The 16,883-nt window shown below is 60.6% G+C and carries 7 protein-coding genes and 1 tRNA gene; 5 read left to right on the forward strand and 3 right to left on the reverse strand.

Features of this window, described 5'->3' with window-relative positions; genetic code table 11:
- Positions 1 to 23: 23 nt before the first annotated feature.
- A complete protein-coding gene (locus WS51_RS16945; protein ID WP_059506104.1) occupies positions 24 to 854 on the forward strand; it encodes an undecaprenyl-diphosphate phosphatase in 831 nt (276 codons plus the stop codon).
- Between the two features lie 184 nt (positions 855 to 1,038).
- Positions 1,039 to 1,115, forward strand: a tRNA-Arg gene (locus WS51_RS16950).
- Positions 1,116 to 1,689: 574 nt separating this feature from the next.
- Here the strand turns inward: WS51_RS16950 and WS51_RS32125 are convergent.
- The 3 genes from WS51_RS32125 to WS51_RS31125 are packed head-to-tail and all read right to left on the reverse strand — an operon-like array spanning position 1,690 to position 2,817.
- Positions 1,690 to 1,908, reverse strand: a complete 219-nt coding sequence (locus tag WS51_RS32125; RefSeq protein WP_155640040.1) for a hypothetical protein — start codon at positions 1,906 to 1,908, stop codon at positions 1,690 to 1,692.
- Positions 1,909 to 1,919: 11 nt separating this feature from the next.
- Positions 1,920 to 2,183: a DUF4376 domain-containing protein gene (locus WS51_RS16955; protein ID WP_069229486.1), complete on the reverse strand. Its 264-nt coding sequence runs from the start codon at positions 2,181 to 2,183 to the stop codon at positions 1,920 to 1,922.
- Positions 2,089 to 2,817 carry a hypothetical protein gene (locus WS51_RS31125; protein ID WP_081333577.1) on the reverse strand — a complete coding sequence of 243 codons (729 nt, stop codon included), beginning with the start codon at positions 2,815 to 2,817 and terminating at the stop codon, positions 2,089 to 2,091. Before WS51_RS31125 ends, WS51_RS16955 begins: the two co-directional genes overlap by 95 nt.
- A 782-nt stretch (positions 2,818 to 3,599) precedes the next feature.
- Between WS51_RS31125 and WS51_RS16965 the strand changes: the two genes are divergently transcribed.
- Genes WS51_RS16965 through WS51_RS16970 form a run of 3 tightly spaced genes read left to right on the forward strand, consistent with a single transcriptional unit; the run spans position 3,600 to position 16,597 of the window.
- On the forward strand, positions 3,600 to 14,360 hold the full coding sequence (locus WS51_RS16965; protein WP_167357985.1) for a hemagglutinin repeat-containing protein: 10,761 nt from the start codon (positions 3,600 to 3,602) through the stop codon (positions 14,358 to 14,360).
- Between the two features lie 8 nt (positions 14,361 to 14,368).
- On the forward strand, positions 14,369 to 14,815 hold the full coding sequence (locus WS51_RS33175) for a DUF6911 family protein (protein ID WP_414132992.1): 447 nt from the start codon (positions 14,369 to 14,371) through the stop codon (positions 14,813 to 14,815).
- A 21-nt stretch (positions 14,816 to 14,836) separates the two neighbouring features.
- The gene (locus WS51_RS16970) at positions 14,837 to 16,597 is read left to right on the forward strand and encodes a ShlB/FhaC/HecB family hemolysin secretion/activation protein (RefSeq protein ID WP_069229487.1); all 1,761 of its coding nucleotides are present in this window, start codon (positions 14,837 to 14,839) and stop codon (positions 16,595 to 16,597) included.
- Positions 16,598 to 16,883: the final 286 nt, after the last annotated feature.

Below are 16,883 nucleotides of genomic sequence, written 5' to 3' on the forward strand. Positions count from 1 at the left end.
ATCACCACTAAAAGGACCGACGCGTGAGTCTCTGGTTTCTGGTATTCCTGAGCGTCCTGCAGGGCGTCACCGAACTTTTCCCCGTCAGCAGTCTCGGCCACACGCTGCTCGTGCCGGCGCTGTTCGGCATGCACATCGACAAGCATGCGCCGCAGTTGCTGCCGTTCCTCGTCGCGCTGCACCTCGGCACCGCGCTCGCGCTGCTGTGGTATTTCCGCGCACGCTGGATCGCGCTGATCAGCGGTTTCTTCGCGCAGCTCGGCGGCCGCAAGAACGACGACGGGCACCTGATGTGGGCGCTGATCATCGGCACGATTCCGACCGGGATCGTCGGGCTGCTGCTGGAGAAGCGCATCGAGCGCGTGTTCCACGACCTGCGGATCGTCGCGATCGCGCTGATCATCAACGGCGTGCTGCTGTGGATCGGCGATCGGATTCAGCGCAGCCGTGCGCACCAGCCGCCCGAAAAGATGACGTTCAAGCAGGCGTTCTTCGTGGGTCTTGCGCAGATCGGCGCGCTGATTCCGGGTTTCTCGCGCAGCGGCCTGACCATGATCGCCGGTAACGCGGCCGGCTTGACGGCGGAGAAGGCGGCGGAGTTTTCGTTCCTGCTCGGCACGCCGATCATTTTTGCCGCCGGCGTGCTCGAACTGCCGAAGCTGTTCCATGCGCGCGACCAGCTCGCCGACGCGCTGCTCGGTGGCGTGCTGACTGCGATTGCCGCTTATCTGAGCGTGCGATTCCTGATGCGCTATTTCGAAGGCCGCGGGCGGCTGGCTTCGTTCGGCTTGTATTGCGTGATTGCCGGGGTGTTCTGCCTCGGATGGTTCATGCTGCATCCGCAGCCGGTTTGACGGGTGCGGTGCCGGTCGCGCGGCGCGCGTGATTTGACGCGATGATCGGGTATAATTTCGGGCTCGGCTTCATGCCGGGCCCGTTTCGTTTCGGGGCTTTGAATTCGGCTGGTGCCGTGTTGTGCTCAAAGCCCTTTAGCGTCAAATGCGGCCCGGGTTTTGTGGCCGTGTCTTTTTCCCTCGACCGCCCTTAGCTCAGTTGGATAGAGCAACGGCCTTCTAAGCCGTAGGTCACACGTTCGAATCGTGTAGGGCGGGCCAGTCAAATCAGTACGCTAGCTGGTATTTTCACATTCCCCGTCCGCGGTCGGCATGCTCGTGTAACCCCATGTGTAGCGTCGCGCGCACTTTGGCACTGTCTCGCCTCGGCTTTGGCGCTACCGCGCCGGGCGGATTTCGCGGGGCTTTTGACACGACCGTCAACGAAGAAAAGCAGGATGCACCCTCCAAAATGAGCGAGGGGCCATGAGTACATACTTCCACGTCTGTCCGATCCCGCCGGAGACGGGCGCGGTCATCAAAGCCGGCAATTTCGGCCGAGTGATCAGCCAGTACAGACCACGTGAGCTGGGGCCGCTATCGACCCGAGAGATGACCTTCGAGGTCGTTTGACTCAGTGCCTTGCCGAACCGGCCGAGCCGCCTGACATCGATCTTTCTCCTGCCAACCCTGAGCCACGCCTCGATTTATCGGTTTCTACACGCCTACACGTCGCTCATTTGCGAGGTCGAACTCGTTGAGGACAGCCCCGTGTTCAACGGCAACATTTCTCTATTACCAGCCCTTTCCCGAATGAGCAAAGCCCGGCCGTCCCCCACATGATGGCCCTGGCGCATCAATATTGGACGGGGCTTGATTCTGTCACGGCGACGTCCGAGTTGCTTACCGCGTCGCCGGTGAGGGTCGTCGCGACGCACAATGCGCCAGCATATGCACTACCGGGGGCACCGACCAACGCTTCGTAGCGCGGCCGGTAGTGCGGGTCATAGTGGGGGCTGCCAGCATGCAGATTGCGATAGTGCGGCAGCTCCGCCCCAAGGGCGGAGATGAACATAAACGGATCCTTCAAATTTCGCGGTTATTTGGCACCGCGCGTTGAGACGTGGCTGGCCACTTGATAGCGACAAGTTCGGCCTCGTCGTGCGCCTCGGCGATCTGGGCTTTCCGCTGCGCGGCGATCTGGTGAACGTTCGGGTGCCGCGCGGCGACGCCCATCGCGAGATCGACCATCCCATCAGCATCGAGCGTGACGTCGATGCCATCGGCCGACGTCCAGATCACCGAGTACGGCGGCTCGGTCGCCTTTGCGACGGTCTCCAACGGCGCCATGGCTGCGATCTGGCTGATCGAACCAGCGCGCGTCCGCGTTGTACAGGTGGCGCAGCGCGTCGATTACGGCGATTGCCGATTCCGCCAGGCCGATCGAGAAGTCGACCGCGCGACGCGTCGCGATGTCGACGATCGCCGTCATCTCGGGGCGGAACGGCCGGCCGTGCATCGGTTGCTGGATTTCGGCGTCGAACGTACGCGTGTCGATGCGCGATAACAGACAACGCGGACAGCGAAGCGTCGTAGCAGATGGCGGGGTAGCGGGTCGGGGCGGTTCCGGTGCAGATGGTCCGGTTGTCAACGACTCGATCGCGTTGTGTAGATCGTGCCGAACGTCAGCCGTGTGGGAAGCATGGAGCAGTTCTTCGTGTCGACCGAATGACGGATAGATGTCGTTCAGCGTCGCATCGTCGTAATGCGGGGCGTGGAAAACGTGATCGGGATAGGGGGCACATGCCTCCCACTCGTCGTTCTCGTCAACCGCGGCTGGCGACGGAGAAGCGGGGACGGGCGTTGGTGTAGCAGGAAGGACGGAACGGTCTCTGATTGCAAGCCAATGGAATCCGAATCCGAACATCGCGGCGAGCACAAGTGCCAGGCCGACCAGCACGGCGGTGTAGAGGGCAGGGTTCACGAAAACTCCCGAGCCACATGAGCCGACGCGGGATGCAGCGGCGGAGTGACCTTGACCGACCGTGCTCAGGACAGTGATATGTGGTTCAAAAAAGCTGGATTACGGATGTGAAAGCCAATATCGGCTCTCGCTCGTGTTGTAAATTCGTCACATGGCAAAGCGACGTGCCGATTCCAGCATGCGAGGCGTTGTCTGATTAAACGGGGCGATCTAAATGTTAGATCGTGACGCTTTCATCGTTTGTGTTCGAGTATCGGGTTTCAATTGCATCTTACTTATTTTTTATTTTTTAAGGTGGTGATGTTATTTAAATTGGAAAGGCGCCGAATCGGACGATTTTTGCATGAGACTTTTGACGGGGGAGAGGTCGGCGTGTATGCGGCTATTCGTCCGCTGTGCGGTCATCGTTTGCATCCTTCCTGGATGCTTCAGCCTTGACGTGTGCCATTGAGGATGTGATGCGAATGGTTAAATTTTTATTTTGGAAGTCGCTGATTTTTATCTTTCTATAAGTTTGATCTTATCTTGAATTAATGGGCGGTGATCCCGATGATCTACGATGACTGCGCGTCGGGTAGTGTCCTTTGCAATCTCTGACATTGAGCCGGCATACATTGCGATAAATTCCAGTGTGAGAGACCACTGTTCTACCGCCCACGCGAGTGAAGAAGAATCAAGAAATTTCAGCCGCGTTGAGGTTGGCGTTGACGAGCGTTTCTGTAACCGCGCAACGCGCCCCGTATCCACTCGTTTGACGCTCGAATCGAGTGTCTGCCGCATTTATGAACAAGAACCAATATCGTCTGGTATTCAGCCGCGTCCGCGGCATGTTGATTGCAGTCGAAGAGACTGCAACCGCGTCGGGGAAGGCGAACGGGGGAGAAACCATCCGGGCCGGTGGTAGTTTGCAGCGTGCAGTGACGCAATTCGCGCTGCGTCACGCAGCATTCGCAGCGCTGATCGTGTCGGGCGTCGTGCCGACGTGGGTTAATGCCCAGGTCGTCGGTGCTGGCGCGAACGCGCCGTCCGTCGTCCAGACGCAAAACGGTCTTCAACAGGTCAACATCACCAAGCCGAGCGGTGCAGGCGTGTCGCTGAACACGTACTCGCAGTTCGACGTACCTAAGGTCGGCGTTATCGTCAATAACTCAGCCACGCTGACGAACACACAGCAGGCGGGCTATATCAACGGCAACCCGAACCTTAGTCCGAATGGTTCGGCGAAGATCATCATCAACCAGGTCAACAGCAACAACCCTTCACAACTGAAAGGTTTTGTCGAGATCGCCGGCCAGCGTGCCGAGATGATTATTTCGAATCCGTCGGGTTTGGTGGTCGATGGTGGCGGATTTATCAACACCTCGAGAGCAATTCTGACGACTGGCACGCCGAACCTGAATGCGGACGGCTCGCTGGCGGGCTTCAACGTGACACGCGGCCTCATCACGGTACAAGGCGCGGGCCTGAACGCCACGAATGTGGATCAGGTTGATCTCATTTCGAGAGCCGTGCAGGCGAATGCCGCCATTTATGCGTCGAACCTGAACGTGGTTACTGGCGCAAATCAGGTCAATCACGACACGCTCCAGTCGACCCGCATTCAGGGCGATGGCGCAGCCCCTGCTGTTGCAATCGACGTGGGTCAATTGGGTGGTATGTATAGTAACCGGATCTTCCTTGTTGGCACGGAGGGAGGCGTCGGGGTCCGGAACGCCGGGACGATCGCGGCCGATGCGATGGGCCTGACGCTGACGACGGACGGGCGACTCGTGCAATCAGGCAAGGTCAGCTCGCTCGGCAACGTCGCGGTGTCCGCTGCGGGGGGAATCGAGAACAGCGGCACGACCTACGGTCAGCAGTCGGTGTCGCTCAATACCGGTGCGGACGTGGTGAATACCGGTACGCTCGCGGCGCAACACAACGTGGGCGTGACGGCGGGTTCGCTGAATTCAACGGGCTTGCTGGGTGCAGGCGTGAATAGTGACGGTACCGTCACGCAGGTCGGCGACCTGCAACTGACGACGGCGGGCCAGTTGAACGCGACCGGCAAGAACGTCGCGGGCGGCAACGTCTCGGCAACTGGCGCCGGCGTGAACCTCGCGGGCAGCACGACTGCCGCGAACGGCAACCTGTCGCTGAGCGCGACGGCTGGCGACGTGAATCTCACGAACGCGACGACGAGCGCCCAAGGGGCAGTCACGGCGAACGCCACGGGGACGCTCATCAACGACCACGGCAGCCTGACGAGCGGTGGCAGTACGGCGCTGACGGGTGGCAACATATCGAACCAGGGCGGCAATGTGTCGTCGCACGGGCCGCTGTCGGTGACGACTGCCGGGCTGATTGCGAACCAGGCCGGGCTGCTCGTGTCGGACAGCACGATGGCGCTGCGCGGTAACACCATCGCGAACAATCAAGGCACGATCCAGAGCGCGGGTCAGGCGACGGTCGACGGAATCACGATCGACAATACAGCGGGTCGCATTACGTCACTCAACACCGATGGAATGGTGTTGACGGCAACGGGTCAGCTCACGAACGCGGCTGGCACGACCGCGAACGGCGCGCAAGGCGGCGTAATCGGCGGCAACGGCGATGTGATCGTGCAGGGCGGGAATATTGCGAACCACGCGACGATCACGTCGAACACGAATCTGCATGTTTCCGGGCAGTCAGTCGATAACAGCGGCGGGGCGCTTCAAGCCGCGCAGGGCGTGACGGTCGATGCGGTCGCGCACCTGTCCAACAGCGGCGGCACCATCGCCAGCCAGACGGCGGCGTTAAGCGGCACGACGCTCGACAACAGTTCGGGCGCCGTGCAGGCGGCTCAGGTGACGTTGAACGCGACGAATCTCGTGAACCATGCCGGGACGATCACGCAGACCGGGTCCGGCGCGATGGCCGTCAACATCTCGGGCACGCTTGATAACTCGGGCGGCGGCACGCTGCAAACCAATAGTACCGATTTGACGCTCGCGCCGGCCTCGCTCGTCAACGACGGCGGCATCATTACGCATGCCGGCACCGGCACGCTGACGCTTGGCAACGGCACGGGTTCGGTGTCGAACGTCGGCGGCAAGATCTCCAGCAACGGGCGGGGAGCAGCGAATACCGGCTCGCTGAACAACACGTCGGGTTCGATCAACGCTCAGACTGGGTTGGCAGCGACGGTTGGCGGCGCGTTGAACAACACGAACGGCAAGCTGCTGTCGAATACTGACCTCAGCTTGACGAGCGGTACGCTGACGAACAACGGCGGCGGTCAGATTGGCGCGAGCACGAATGCGACAATCCATACGGGCGCGCTGACGAACCAGGGCGGCTCGATGGTTGCGCCGAACTTGTCTATCACCGCCGATTCGACGCTCGACAACAGCGGTGGCACGCTCGAAGCGAACCAGATGGCGTTGACCACGCCGAACCTGACGAACCATGGCGGGACGATCACGCAGTTTGGATCGTCCGCGATGGGCGTCAATGTGGGCGGCACGCTGGACAACTCCGCGGGTGGCGTGATTCAGACGAACAGCACGGATCTCATGCTCGCTCCAGTTCAACTGAACAATGCGGGCGGCACGATCACGCATGCCGGCACGGGCACGCTGACGATCGAACCGGGCAAAGGTGCGAGCGCGCTGAACAATGCAGGCGGCACCATCGTCACCAAGGGCCAAGTGGTGGTTGACGCGAGCACTTGGCACAACGCGGGCGGTATCCTCGCCGCACAGGGCGGCATCACCGGCACGATCGCGGGCGACGTGAACAACGCGCAAGGGCTGGTCCGGGCGGGCGCATCCCTGTCGTTGACGAACGGCGGCGCGCTGGTGAACCAGGGCGGACACATTCAGGCCGGCCAGACGGCGGCGGGCGATGCGAGCACGCTCAGCATCCAGTCGGCATCGATCAACAATGCTGATGGCTCGATTGCAGACCTCGGCGCCGGCAAGATGACCGTGCAGGGCGGCAGCCAGATCACCAACAGTCACGCGGGCGGCGTCCCGGGCATGGGCGCGATCACCGGCAACGGCGACGTGACGGTAAGCGCAGTATCGATTTCGAACACGCAGGGCGGTCAGCTGAGCGGTGCGAGCCTCCACGTTCAAGGGACGACCCTGGACAACAGCGGTGGGCAGATCGGTAACGTCGCGAATTCGAGTGGCGACGTGGACGTGACGACGACCGGCACGGTCACGAACACGAACGGGCAGATCAGCTCCACGCATGACCTGACGGTAACGGCTCCGACGCTGCAGGGCGGCGGCACATACAGCGCGGCCCACGATGCCAACGTGAACCTGCAGGGCGATTTCTCGGTGACGCCCGACTATCAGTTCAACGTCGGTCACGATCTTGCGTTCAAGTTGCCCGGCACGTTCAACAATAGCGGCAACGTGCAATCGGTCAACAACCTGAACGTCAATGCAGGCAATATCGTCAACGCGGGCGCACTGTCCGCGGGCGGGTTGCTGCATACGCAATCGGGCAATCTGACCAACACTGGCGCGATCGTCGGCGGTAGCGTGTCGCTCAATGCAACGAGCACGGTGTCGAACCTCGGTCCGACCGCGCTGATTGGTGCGTCGGACAGCAGCGGCACGCTTGAAATTCTCGCGAACGACATCGAGAACCGCGATGACACCACTGCGACCGATTCGATGGCGACGACGGCCATCTTCGGTATGGGTAAGGTTGTCCTGGCCGGTGGCAAGGACGCCAGCGGCAACTACACGAACGCGGCCTTGATCAACAATTCGTCGGCGTTGATCCAGTCCGGCGGCGACATGGAATTGCATGCCGACAAGATCACGAACACGCGTCGCGTGATGACGACTTCGACCGGCTCGGTCGACCCCGCGACGCTGGCGCAGTTCGGCGTACCGATCAAGGGCCAAACGGGGCAGGTCGGTGTTAAGGATCCGACCAGTATTGGCGGGGTGTATACCGATCCGCCCCACGGCGGCCAGTGGAACAGTACGTATCAATACACGACCTACTACGCGGATAGCGCGACCGCGACGACCGTGACCAGCATCAGCCCGGCTGCTCAAATCGTGTCGGGCGGCAGTATCAATGCATCAACGGTCGCCAGCCTGCAAAACTACTGGAGCAGCATCACGGCCGTTGGCAATGTCCAGATGCCGAAGAGCTACGATGCTAACGGGTGGGCCGCCACTGGACAACAGGCGCCGAGCGTGACCGTGTCGTACTCCGGGCAGTACCACTACAACAACTACGACAACAGCGAATACAACTGGCAGTTGCCGTTCGGCAATGCGCCGTTCGTTACCTCTCGTCCGGGCGGTTATACGCAGGCTGCGCCGGCGTCGGTCAAGCAGTACTCTCTGCCGGACTACCATTCGACGTTGGGTTCGAACGGGACGATTTCCGGAACCGGCGTGAGCATCAACAACACCGCGGGCAACGCCTCGATCCCGTCGCTGGGCCTGCTGCCCGGGCAAGCCGTCCCCGGCCTGACGATCGGTGGACTGAGCGGTAGCGCAAGCGGCACGAAGTCGGGTGCGTCGGCGGTGCATGGTGGTGTGACCACGGTCGATCCGGTCATCGCGAGCGCGACTGCGTCGAACGTGCTGAACAACCTGACCATTCCGCAGGGCGGCTTGTTCAGACCGAACCCGTCGCCGAACGCGAGCTACGTGATCGAGACGAATCCGGCGTTCACGAATCAGAAGAGTTTCATTTCGAGCGACTACTTCTTCGGTCAGATCGGTGTCGACCTTACCCACATTCCGAAGAGGCTGGGTGACGGCTTCTACGAGCAGCAATTGGTTCGCAACCAAGTCACGTCGCTGACGGGCCGTGCGGTGCTCGGTCCGTACACGGATCTCCAGTCGATGTACCAGTCGCTGATGGCGGCAGGCGCTTCGCTGGAGAAGTCGCTCAACCTTCCGTTGGGCGCGAGCCTGTCGGCCGAGCAGGTGTCGCAGCTCACGAGCAACGTGATCATGATGGAGACGCGCGTTGTTGACGGGCAGTCGGTGCTGGTGCCGGTCGTGTATCTCGCGAAGGCAAGTCAACAGAATATCAACGGTCCGCTGATTACGGCCACCGACATCGACCTGAAGGACGCACAGAACTTCGCGAACAGCGGCACGGTGAAGGCGGACAACACGCTGTTGATCCAGGGCAAGCAGATCGACAACGCATTTGGTGCGCTGCAGAGCGGTGGCCTGATGTCGTTGATGACAACCGGCAATGTCGATTTGACTTCGGCCAAGGTCCAAGCCGGTAGCTTGAACCTGAATGCCGGCGACGACCTGATTCTCGATACCGCAGTGAAGACCGACAAGCGGGTCAGCCGCGATGGCGCAACGAGCGTCACGTCGACGCTCGGGCCGATCGCTCAGATTGACGTCAAGCGCGATGCAGCAATCGTGACCGGTGGAAACTTTGAACAGCACGCGGGTGCGCTGACGGTCGGCGGCAATCTCGGCATGCTCGTCGGTGGGAACTACGACCTCGGTACGCAGCAAGTCGGCGAGCACAAGGTTGTCCAGCGGGCGAATGGTGTTTCGAATACCGACATCAATGGCGTGGTGGGCAGCGCTCTGAATGTCGGCGGTGTGTCGATGATCGGTGTGAATGGTGATTTGACCGCGAGTGGCGCGCAAATCAACTTGGGTAATGGCGGCACGATCGTTGCCAAGGGTAATGTCACGCTCGGGGCGGCGAGCACGACTTCGACGGTCGACAGCAACAGTTCGGGTAGCGATCATCACGGCAGCTATACGGAAACGTTGCATACCTCCGACCAGACCGTGGTTGGCACGACGCTGCATAGCGGCAATACCTTAAACGTTGCTTCGGGCAAGGATATCAACGTCGTCGGAAGTACGATTACGCTTGACCAGGGCAACGTCGGACTGATGGCAGTCGGCAACGTGAATGTCGGCACGGCAACCGAAACGCATGTGTCGAACATGGACGAATCGCATGACCATGGCGGTGTCGCAAGTCATACGAGCGCGACGAATCGGGTTGACCAGACCACCACGTACGCCAATGGCAGCACGATCTCGGCCGACGGCGTGACGGTCGTGAGCGGGAAAGACATCAACGTCACCGGCAGCGCCATTATCGGGACGCACGATGTAGCACTTTCTGCCAAGGACAACGTCAACATCACGGCGGCGACCAATACCTATCAGGACAACGAGTACCATCAAGAGAAGCACTCGGGCCTGTCGGGTTCGGGTGGCCTGGGCATCACGATCGGATCGAGCGAACAGAGCGATCGGTATAACGCGTCGTCGACAACGCAAAGCCAGTCACGCAGCACTGTCGGCAGTGTCGAAGGCAACGTGACGGTATCGGGTGGGAAGGACGTCCATATCAGCGGCAGCGACATCGTGGCAGGCAAGGCCGCGGGCGATACCACTGGTGCAACGGGCAACATCAGCATCGCTGGACAGAATGTTACGATTGATCCTGGACAGGACCGAGCGCAATCGCACGATCAACGGGAAGCGCATTCGAGCGGCCTGACGGTGGCCGTGACCGGCACGCCGTTCGATACGGTGCGCAACCTGAAAGCGGATGCGTCGTCGGGCAACGGGTTTCAGCGTGGTCAATCGGTGCTGACCGAAATCGGCGCAAGCGCCGCGGACGTGCCGTCGATTTCAGTGATGTATGGTCAGAGCCGCAGCAGCAGTACAACCGATATGTCGAGCCTGACGAACGCCGGAAGCACGGTACGGGGCGGCGGCAATGTAACCGTGAAAGCCACTGGCGGCGCGCAGAAGGATGCAAGCGGCAACATCGTGGACGGCGATATTGCGGTGATCGGCTCGGCGATCAGCGCAGGCGGCACGGCGACGCTAGATGCAAATCGCAACGTGACGTTGCAGGCATCGACGGATCAGCTTCAGCAGAGTACGTCATCGAGCAGCTCCAGCACGAGCCTTGCGCTAATTTCGACGCCGAGTCTCGGCGACGTCGCCCGCTGGATCGGCGGCACAGCCAACAGTGGCGGGAATAGCCCGTCTCCGTACAATGCGAGCCGGAGCAATTCGGACGGTAGCCAGACGATGACCCAGCAAACGGCGTCGTCGGTCACGGGTAACAGCGTCGTCATCAAGAGCAAGACAGGCGATATCAACGTCGTTGGTTCCGGCATCAGTGGAACGCAAGGCGTCGATCTGGTTGCAACGCAGGGTGCGATCAATGTACTGGCGGGTCTCGATACGAATGTGACGCATCAGGAGTCGAGCAGTCACCAAGTTGGCAGTCTTGGCAGTAACGGTACGGCTACAGGTTTTTCGGTGGGCGTAGCGAACAGCCATAGCGTGCAGGATACGGCGTCGCAAACGCAGAGCACGATGCGCAGCCAGATCGTGAGCGGTAACGGCAATGTGACGCTTGATGCGAAGCAGGACATCACGGTGGCCGGTTCGGATCTGAGCGCGGGCAAGGATTTGACGCTGATCGGCAAGAACCTGAATCTCGATCCGGGGACGGACGCGACGCAGAGCCGGATGAGTCAGGATTCGAGCCAGTTCGGCGTGAGTGTTGCGCTTGGCGGTGCTGTTGGCAATGCAATTGCGCAGGCGAATCAGGCGTTTGGCCAACCGGCGCGCGGCGGCGACTCGCGGTTGGCGGCGCTCGACAAGGCACAGGCCGGACTTGCCGCATACAACGCATATCAAGTTGGTAGTGCGTTGAGTAACGGGCAGCCAACGAATCAGGCACTGGTCAAGGCGACAGTCAGCATTGGCGGCGGTACCAGCCACAGCGAAGCGCAATCGAGCTCGGTCGCCAACGACGGGAGCACGCTGCACGCTGGCGGTAAGGCAACGCTGATTGCAACGGGGAGCGGAGCCAAGGATGCGAATGGCTTTGCGACCGACGGTGACATCAATGCCAGCGGGACGCAGATTAGCGCGCAGAACGTTGAGCTGAGCGCGGCTCGCGATATTAACCTGACAAGCGCGAAGGATACGAGCCAGGAGTCGAGCAGCAACAGCAGCAGCGGCGGTAGTATCGGTGTGGGGGCCGCTCTCGGCGGACAGCAGAATGGTTTTACGCTCGAGCTTGGTGCGAGCACGGCGCACGGCAACGCGAACGGCAACAGCGTGACGAATCGGGATACGCAGATTACCGCGAGCGATACGCTGTCGATGACAAGCGGACGCGATACAAACCTGCGCGGGGCGGAGGTGTCGGGCAATACCGTCAACGCAAGCGTTGGGCGCGACCTGAACATCCAGAGCCAGCAGGACACCAGCACGTACGACAGCAAGCAATCGAGTGCCGGATTCCAGGCAAGTATTTGCGTGCCGCCGTTCTGCTACGGTCAGACGGTGAGCGGCAGCGCGGGCGCGAGCCAGCAGAACATCAATGCGAACTATCAGTCGGTGAACCAGCAAAGCGGGATCTATGCGGGCACGGGCGGATACAACGTGAACGTCGGGAACCATACGCAGCTCGACGGTGGCGTGATCGCCAGCACGGCGATGCCGGACAAGAACAGCTTGTCGACGCAGACTCTCGGGTTTACCAATCTGGAGAACCATGCGACCTATTCGGGCGATACGGTGGGCGTCAGCGCGAGCGGCGGATTCGGGAACAGCACGCCGGGTGGTGTGAACCTCAATACGCCTGTCAAGCAGGGCGCGAGCACCGTACCGGGAGCGCAGAACTCGCAAGGCTTGGGACCGAGCGGATTCTCGACGGCGGGCACGAGCAGCGACGCGTCGGGGACGACCTATGCGGCCGTCAGCCCGGGCAAGATCACGGTCCGCGGAGATGCAGGTACCGGACATGACAGCACTGCCGGACTGAGCCGCGACACCGCGAATGCGAACGGTGCGGTACAGAACACGTTCAATGCGCAGAACGTGCAGAACGACATCGCGGTTCAGCAGTCGGTCGGCCAAGTCGGCATGCAGGTGGTGGGCGACGTAGCGAACGCATTGCAAAACAAGGCGATCGCAGACGAAACCAAGGCGCGACTGGCATACGCCAACGCTAGTGCCACAGGCGACACGGCCGGGATGGCCCAGGCACAGGCAGATTTCACGGCGGCGCAACAGCAGGAAGCTTTGTGGGGTAACGATGGTGCTGCACGCATTGCGTCGCACGCAGGAGTAGCTGCAATCGGGGCGGCGATGGGCGGTGGCAATGTGGCCGGGGCGGTCGCTGGCACGGTAGCCGGTGACATGGCAGGCAATGCCGTTGGGAACGCGCTCGGCGATACACTGGGCGGCACGTTGTTGGCGAATGCGGCGTCGGGGCTGGCTGGTGCGGCGGCAGGCGGTTTGCTGGGCGGCTCGGCTGGTGCAATGAGCGGCGCAAATGGTGCATTGAGCGCGGATCTGTTCAATCGCCAACTTCACCCGCAAGAACGCACCATGATTTCCACGGTGGCAAAGGGGATCGCAGCCGCGAACGGCAAGACACCGGCTGATCAAGCGACGCTGGCCGACTACTGGACCAATATGCTGACGTTGGCGGCCGGCGCGAAGGTAGATGCGCAGGCACAGTCACAGCTCACGCAGTATGAAATTCAGTTAGTGCAGGCAGCTCAGGCATCAGGCAATTCGCAGGCTCTCGACACGTTTATGCAGAATCTGGAGATCGCTCAGAAAGCGATCAATCAGATGTCCGGCTATACGATTTCGGGGATGACCGGTCCGATAGTTGCGGATGGCAGCACTGTCAAGACGTTCCAGTCGACCAGCGGTCAATTCAATGACTCGACGTTGTTTGGTACGCCGGGAGGAACCGCACATGCACTCGCCCCGGGACAAACGCCTCAGACGGCCGGGATCGGATCACAGTATTACGTCGATCCGAACGGCCCGACGACCCAGCAGGTGGCGGGATTCGCACAAGACCAGATTGCGAAGGCAGGAACGTCGCAGGATGCAATCGCGCCAGAGCATACCGCCGAAGATTTTATTGTGGCGACTATGGGCGGAGGGTTGGCGACTGGAGCCGTTAAAGCGATTGCGGGACGGGTCGCGGCTGCGGTGTCAGACGTGGTTTCGCAGTCTATAGCGGATGTACCGAAGCCGGTCACATCCGGCGGGACCGCGAATGCCGCCACCGCGGAGCCGCTTGCGATTGATCTTGCGAAGGCTCAGTCTGTTGATCCTCTGATTGGCAAGACACTACCTGGCGCATCCGCGCCGGTTCAGGTGACGGCTGATGCGAGTATTGGGGGGCAATCGTTCTATGATGTCAACCAGTCGGCGCGCGGAGTCGGATTTGGAGACCCCAATCAACCTACGCTAATTTCCAAATTGGTAGCGCCGGGCGACCCGAACGGAATCTATGGTGAGGCCCATGCGGAGATCGGTGTCATTCAGCAAGCATATAACGCGGGATTGACGCAAGATCAACCTATGACAATCGTAGTGAGAGGGTTGGCGCCATGCAATTATTGTCAATCTGATCTCGTTAAGATGGCTGACGCTGCAGGGCTAAGTAAACTGACCGTTGTTAATGGGGCAGACGGATCGATTTCGCAATGGGTCAGAGGAAGCGGAAATAAGCTGATTGAAACTCAAGGAGCGAAATTTTGAAAAATGTGATGCGATTGAAGGCGGCAAGTAAGAATTCTGGAGAGTTGTCTTCATTCCATAGTGAGGAGAGTTCGTGGGAGGAGATTGAGCAGTGGGTTCGACGCGCCTTTGAATTTGGTGGGACAGTCACGTTGACGATCGCAGTTCGCGAGGACGTCGATCGACTCTTGCTAGGAGATTCTCTCGCGATGTATTCCCATCCTGGCGAATGTAGGATCGTCTATGATCCCGTAACTCCGCCGACCGAGAAGACAGCGCGACGAGAATGGTGGGAGCCAGGTGACGCGCCATTTCGAGGGACTACTAGCTTTTTGGACCATGAATGGGATGACCGAACAGTGTGTCGTGATCTATCGGTCGCATTGGAAATGTTTCGAGATTTCTACGAGCACCATGATTTGACTGAGGCGAGTCTCAGTCAAACTCGATCGGTTTGGGATAGAAAGCCGAGATAATTAACGGCAAAAATAATTAGAATGAAAATGAAAAGACGGCTGATGGCTTTGCCAATAACAGCCTTTATTTCGCTCGGGGTGCACGCACAGCAGACTCCCACACCAGCTGATCAAGCCGCCGCCGCGCGCGCGAATGCGGAACGGGAGCGACAGGCGCAGCAGCAGAGGGACGCGCAGCAGCGCGACGCGGCCGTGCGTGCGCCGTCCGTTCGCTCTGAAGTGCCGAAGGTTGAAGCGCATCCGGCCATTCCTACCGAAACGCCGTGCTTTCGCATTGACCGCTTTACGCTCGACGTTCCGGCCTCGTTGTCCGACGCAGCGAAGGCCGAGGGCGCATCCGCCTTGCCAATGGATCGCTTCGCGTTTGCGCGCGACTGGCTGGACCACTACGCCGGGCAATGCGTCGGCAAGCAAGGCGTTGACGTGCTGGTCAAGGGGCTGTCTCAGGCAATTCTGGCGCGCGGCTACGTCACCACGCGCGTGCTCGTCCCCGAGCAAGACCTGTCGACCGGTACGCTGAAACTGTCGCTGATTCCCGGCACGATCCGGCGCATCCGTTTCTCAGATGAAAAGCTGCGCGGCACATGGAAAACTGCATTCCCGACCGGCGACGGGGAAGTATTGAATCTGCGCGACCTCGAACAAGGTCTTGAGCAAATGAAGCGAGTGACGAGTCAGGACGTCTCAATGCAGATCGTTCCCGGCGAACTCCCCGGCGAGAGCGATGTCGTGCTCGACGTGAAGCGCAGCAAGCCGTGGACCGTCGTCGCATCGATCGACAACTCCGGCACGCGCGCTACCGGCAAGCTGCAAGGCAACCTCTCAGTCGGCATCGACAACCCGCTCGGTTTGAACGACATGTTCAACGTCGGCGTCACCCAGGACCTCGAGTTCGGCGACAAGCGCCTCGGTTCGCACGGTTGGAACGGCTTCTATTCGATTCCGTGGGGTTACTGGACGGCGACGCTGTCCGCAAACACGAATACCTACTACCAGCAGATCGCAGGCGTGAACCAGACGTTCGTCGCGAGCGGTAATTCGAAGACGGTCGATTTCAGGCTGGCCCGTGTGATTGCGCGCAGCCAGAACGACGTGCTGGGAGGGTATTTCCGGTTGTCGCGTCGCTTTGGGCAAAGCTTCATTGAAGACACCGAGATTTCGCAGCAGCGCCGCAACAACACGATTGTGGAACTCGGCCTGACCGACCGGCACTACTTCGACGGCGCGCAATTCGACGGCTCGCTCGCGTATCGACAAGGCGTCGGCGGCCTCGGCGCGAGGGACGATGCGCTTGCCGCGGGCGGCGGCCCAACGTATCGCTTCAGGATGGCCGTACTCGACGCGAACCTGTCAGTGCCGTTCGAGATCAGCAAGCAGCCGTTTCGCTATATTGGCACGTTTCACGGCCAGTACACCGGGGACACCCTGTACTACCTCGATGACATGACCATCGGCAGCCGGTACACCGTCCGGGGCTTTGACGGCGAAACGATGCTGGCTGCGGCTCGTGGGTTCTACTGGCGTAACGAGCTGAAAATGCCGATCGGCCAGACTGGGCAGGCGGTGTATGCGGGTGTTGACTATGGCCGAGTCTGGGGACCGCAGCCGATCGCGCTCGTCGGTACGCAGTTGGCTGGTGCGGTCATCGGCGTGAAGGGCAGTATCGGTACTCGATTCGGTGGCTACGCGTACGACCTGTTCGTGGGCACGCCGATCTACAAGCCGTCCGGCTTTCCTACCGCGCGTGTGACCGTTGGATTTCAGTTGACTTCGCAGTTTTAAGTGGGGAGCCGCTTGTGGACGACAGGCAGTTGGACGAATCGAATGGATCTTGCGACACCAGGCCGATTCGGCTTCCCCCACGTCATCCGTGGTTGAACGGAAAGCGCCGTGCGACGCAAAGGGCACGACAGACGGAAGTCGAGTCGCAGACACCAGGCCGAGTCTATGCGCCTGCTGCTGAGCCGACGATTATCGTGAAGCGGAAGAGGCGCTTGGCTTTCGCATGAGTGGTTGCGTCTAGACGTCCCTCCGTCTGGACGCTTTGCGTGGTCTGCAGAACAGCTGC

This window comes from Burkholderia territorii (assembly GCF_001718335.1).
GTDB classification, from domain to species: domain Bacteria; phylum Pseudomonadota; class Gammaproteobacteria; order Burkholderiales; family Burkholderiaceae; genus Burkholderia; species Burkholderia territorii.

Excerpts from the sequence above, each read along its gene's own strand:
- WS51_RS32125 (WP_155640040.1), bottom strand. The coding sequence starts at position 1,908 with ATGTTCATCTCCGCCCTTGGGGCGGAGCTGCCGCACTATCGCAATCTG.
- WS51_RS16955 (WP_069229486.1), bottom strand. The coding sequence starts at position 2,183 with ATGGCGCCGTTGGAGACCGTCGCAAAGGCGACCGAGCCGCCGTACTCG.
- WS51_RS16965 (WP_167357985.1), top strand. The coding sequence starts at position 3,600 with ATGAACAAGAACCAATATCGTCTGGTATTCAGCCGCGTCCGCGGCATG.
- WS51_RS33175 (WP_414132992.1), top strand. The coding sequence starts at position 14,369 with ATGCGATTGAAGGCGGCAAGTAAGAATTCTGGAGAGTTGTCTTCATTC.
- WS51_RS16970 (WP_069229487.1), top strand. The coding sequence starts at position 14,837 with ATGAAAATGAAAAGACGGCTGATGGCTTTGCCAATAACAGCCTTTATT.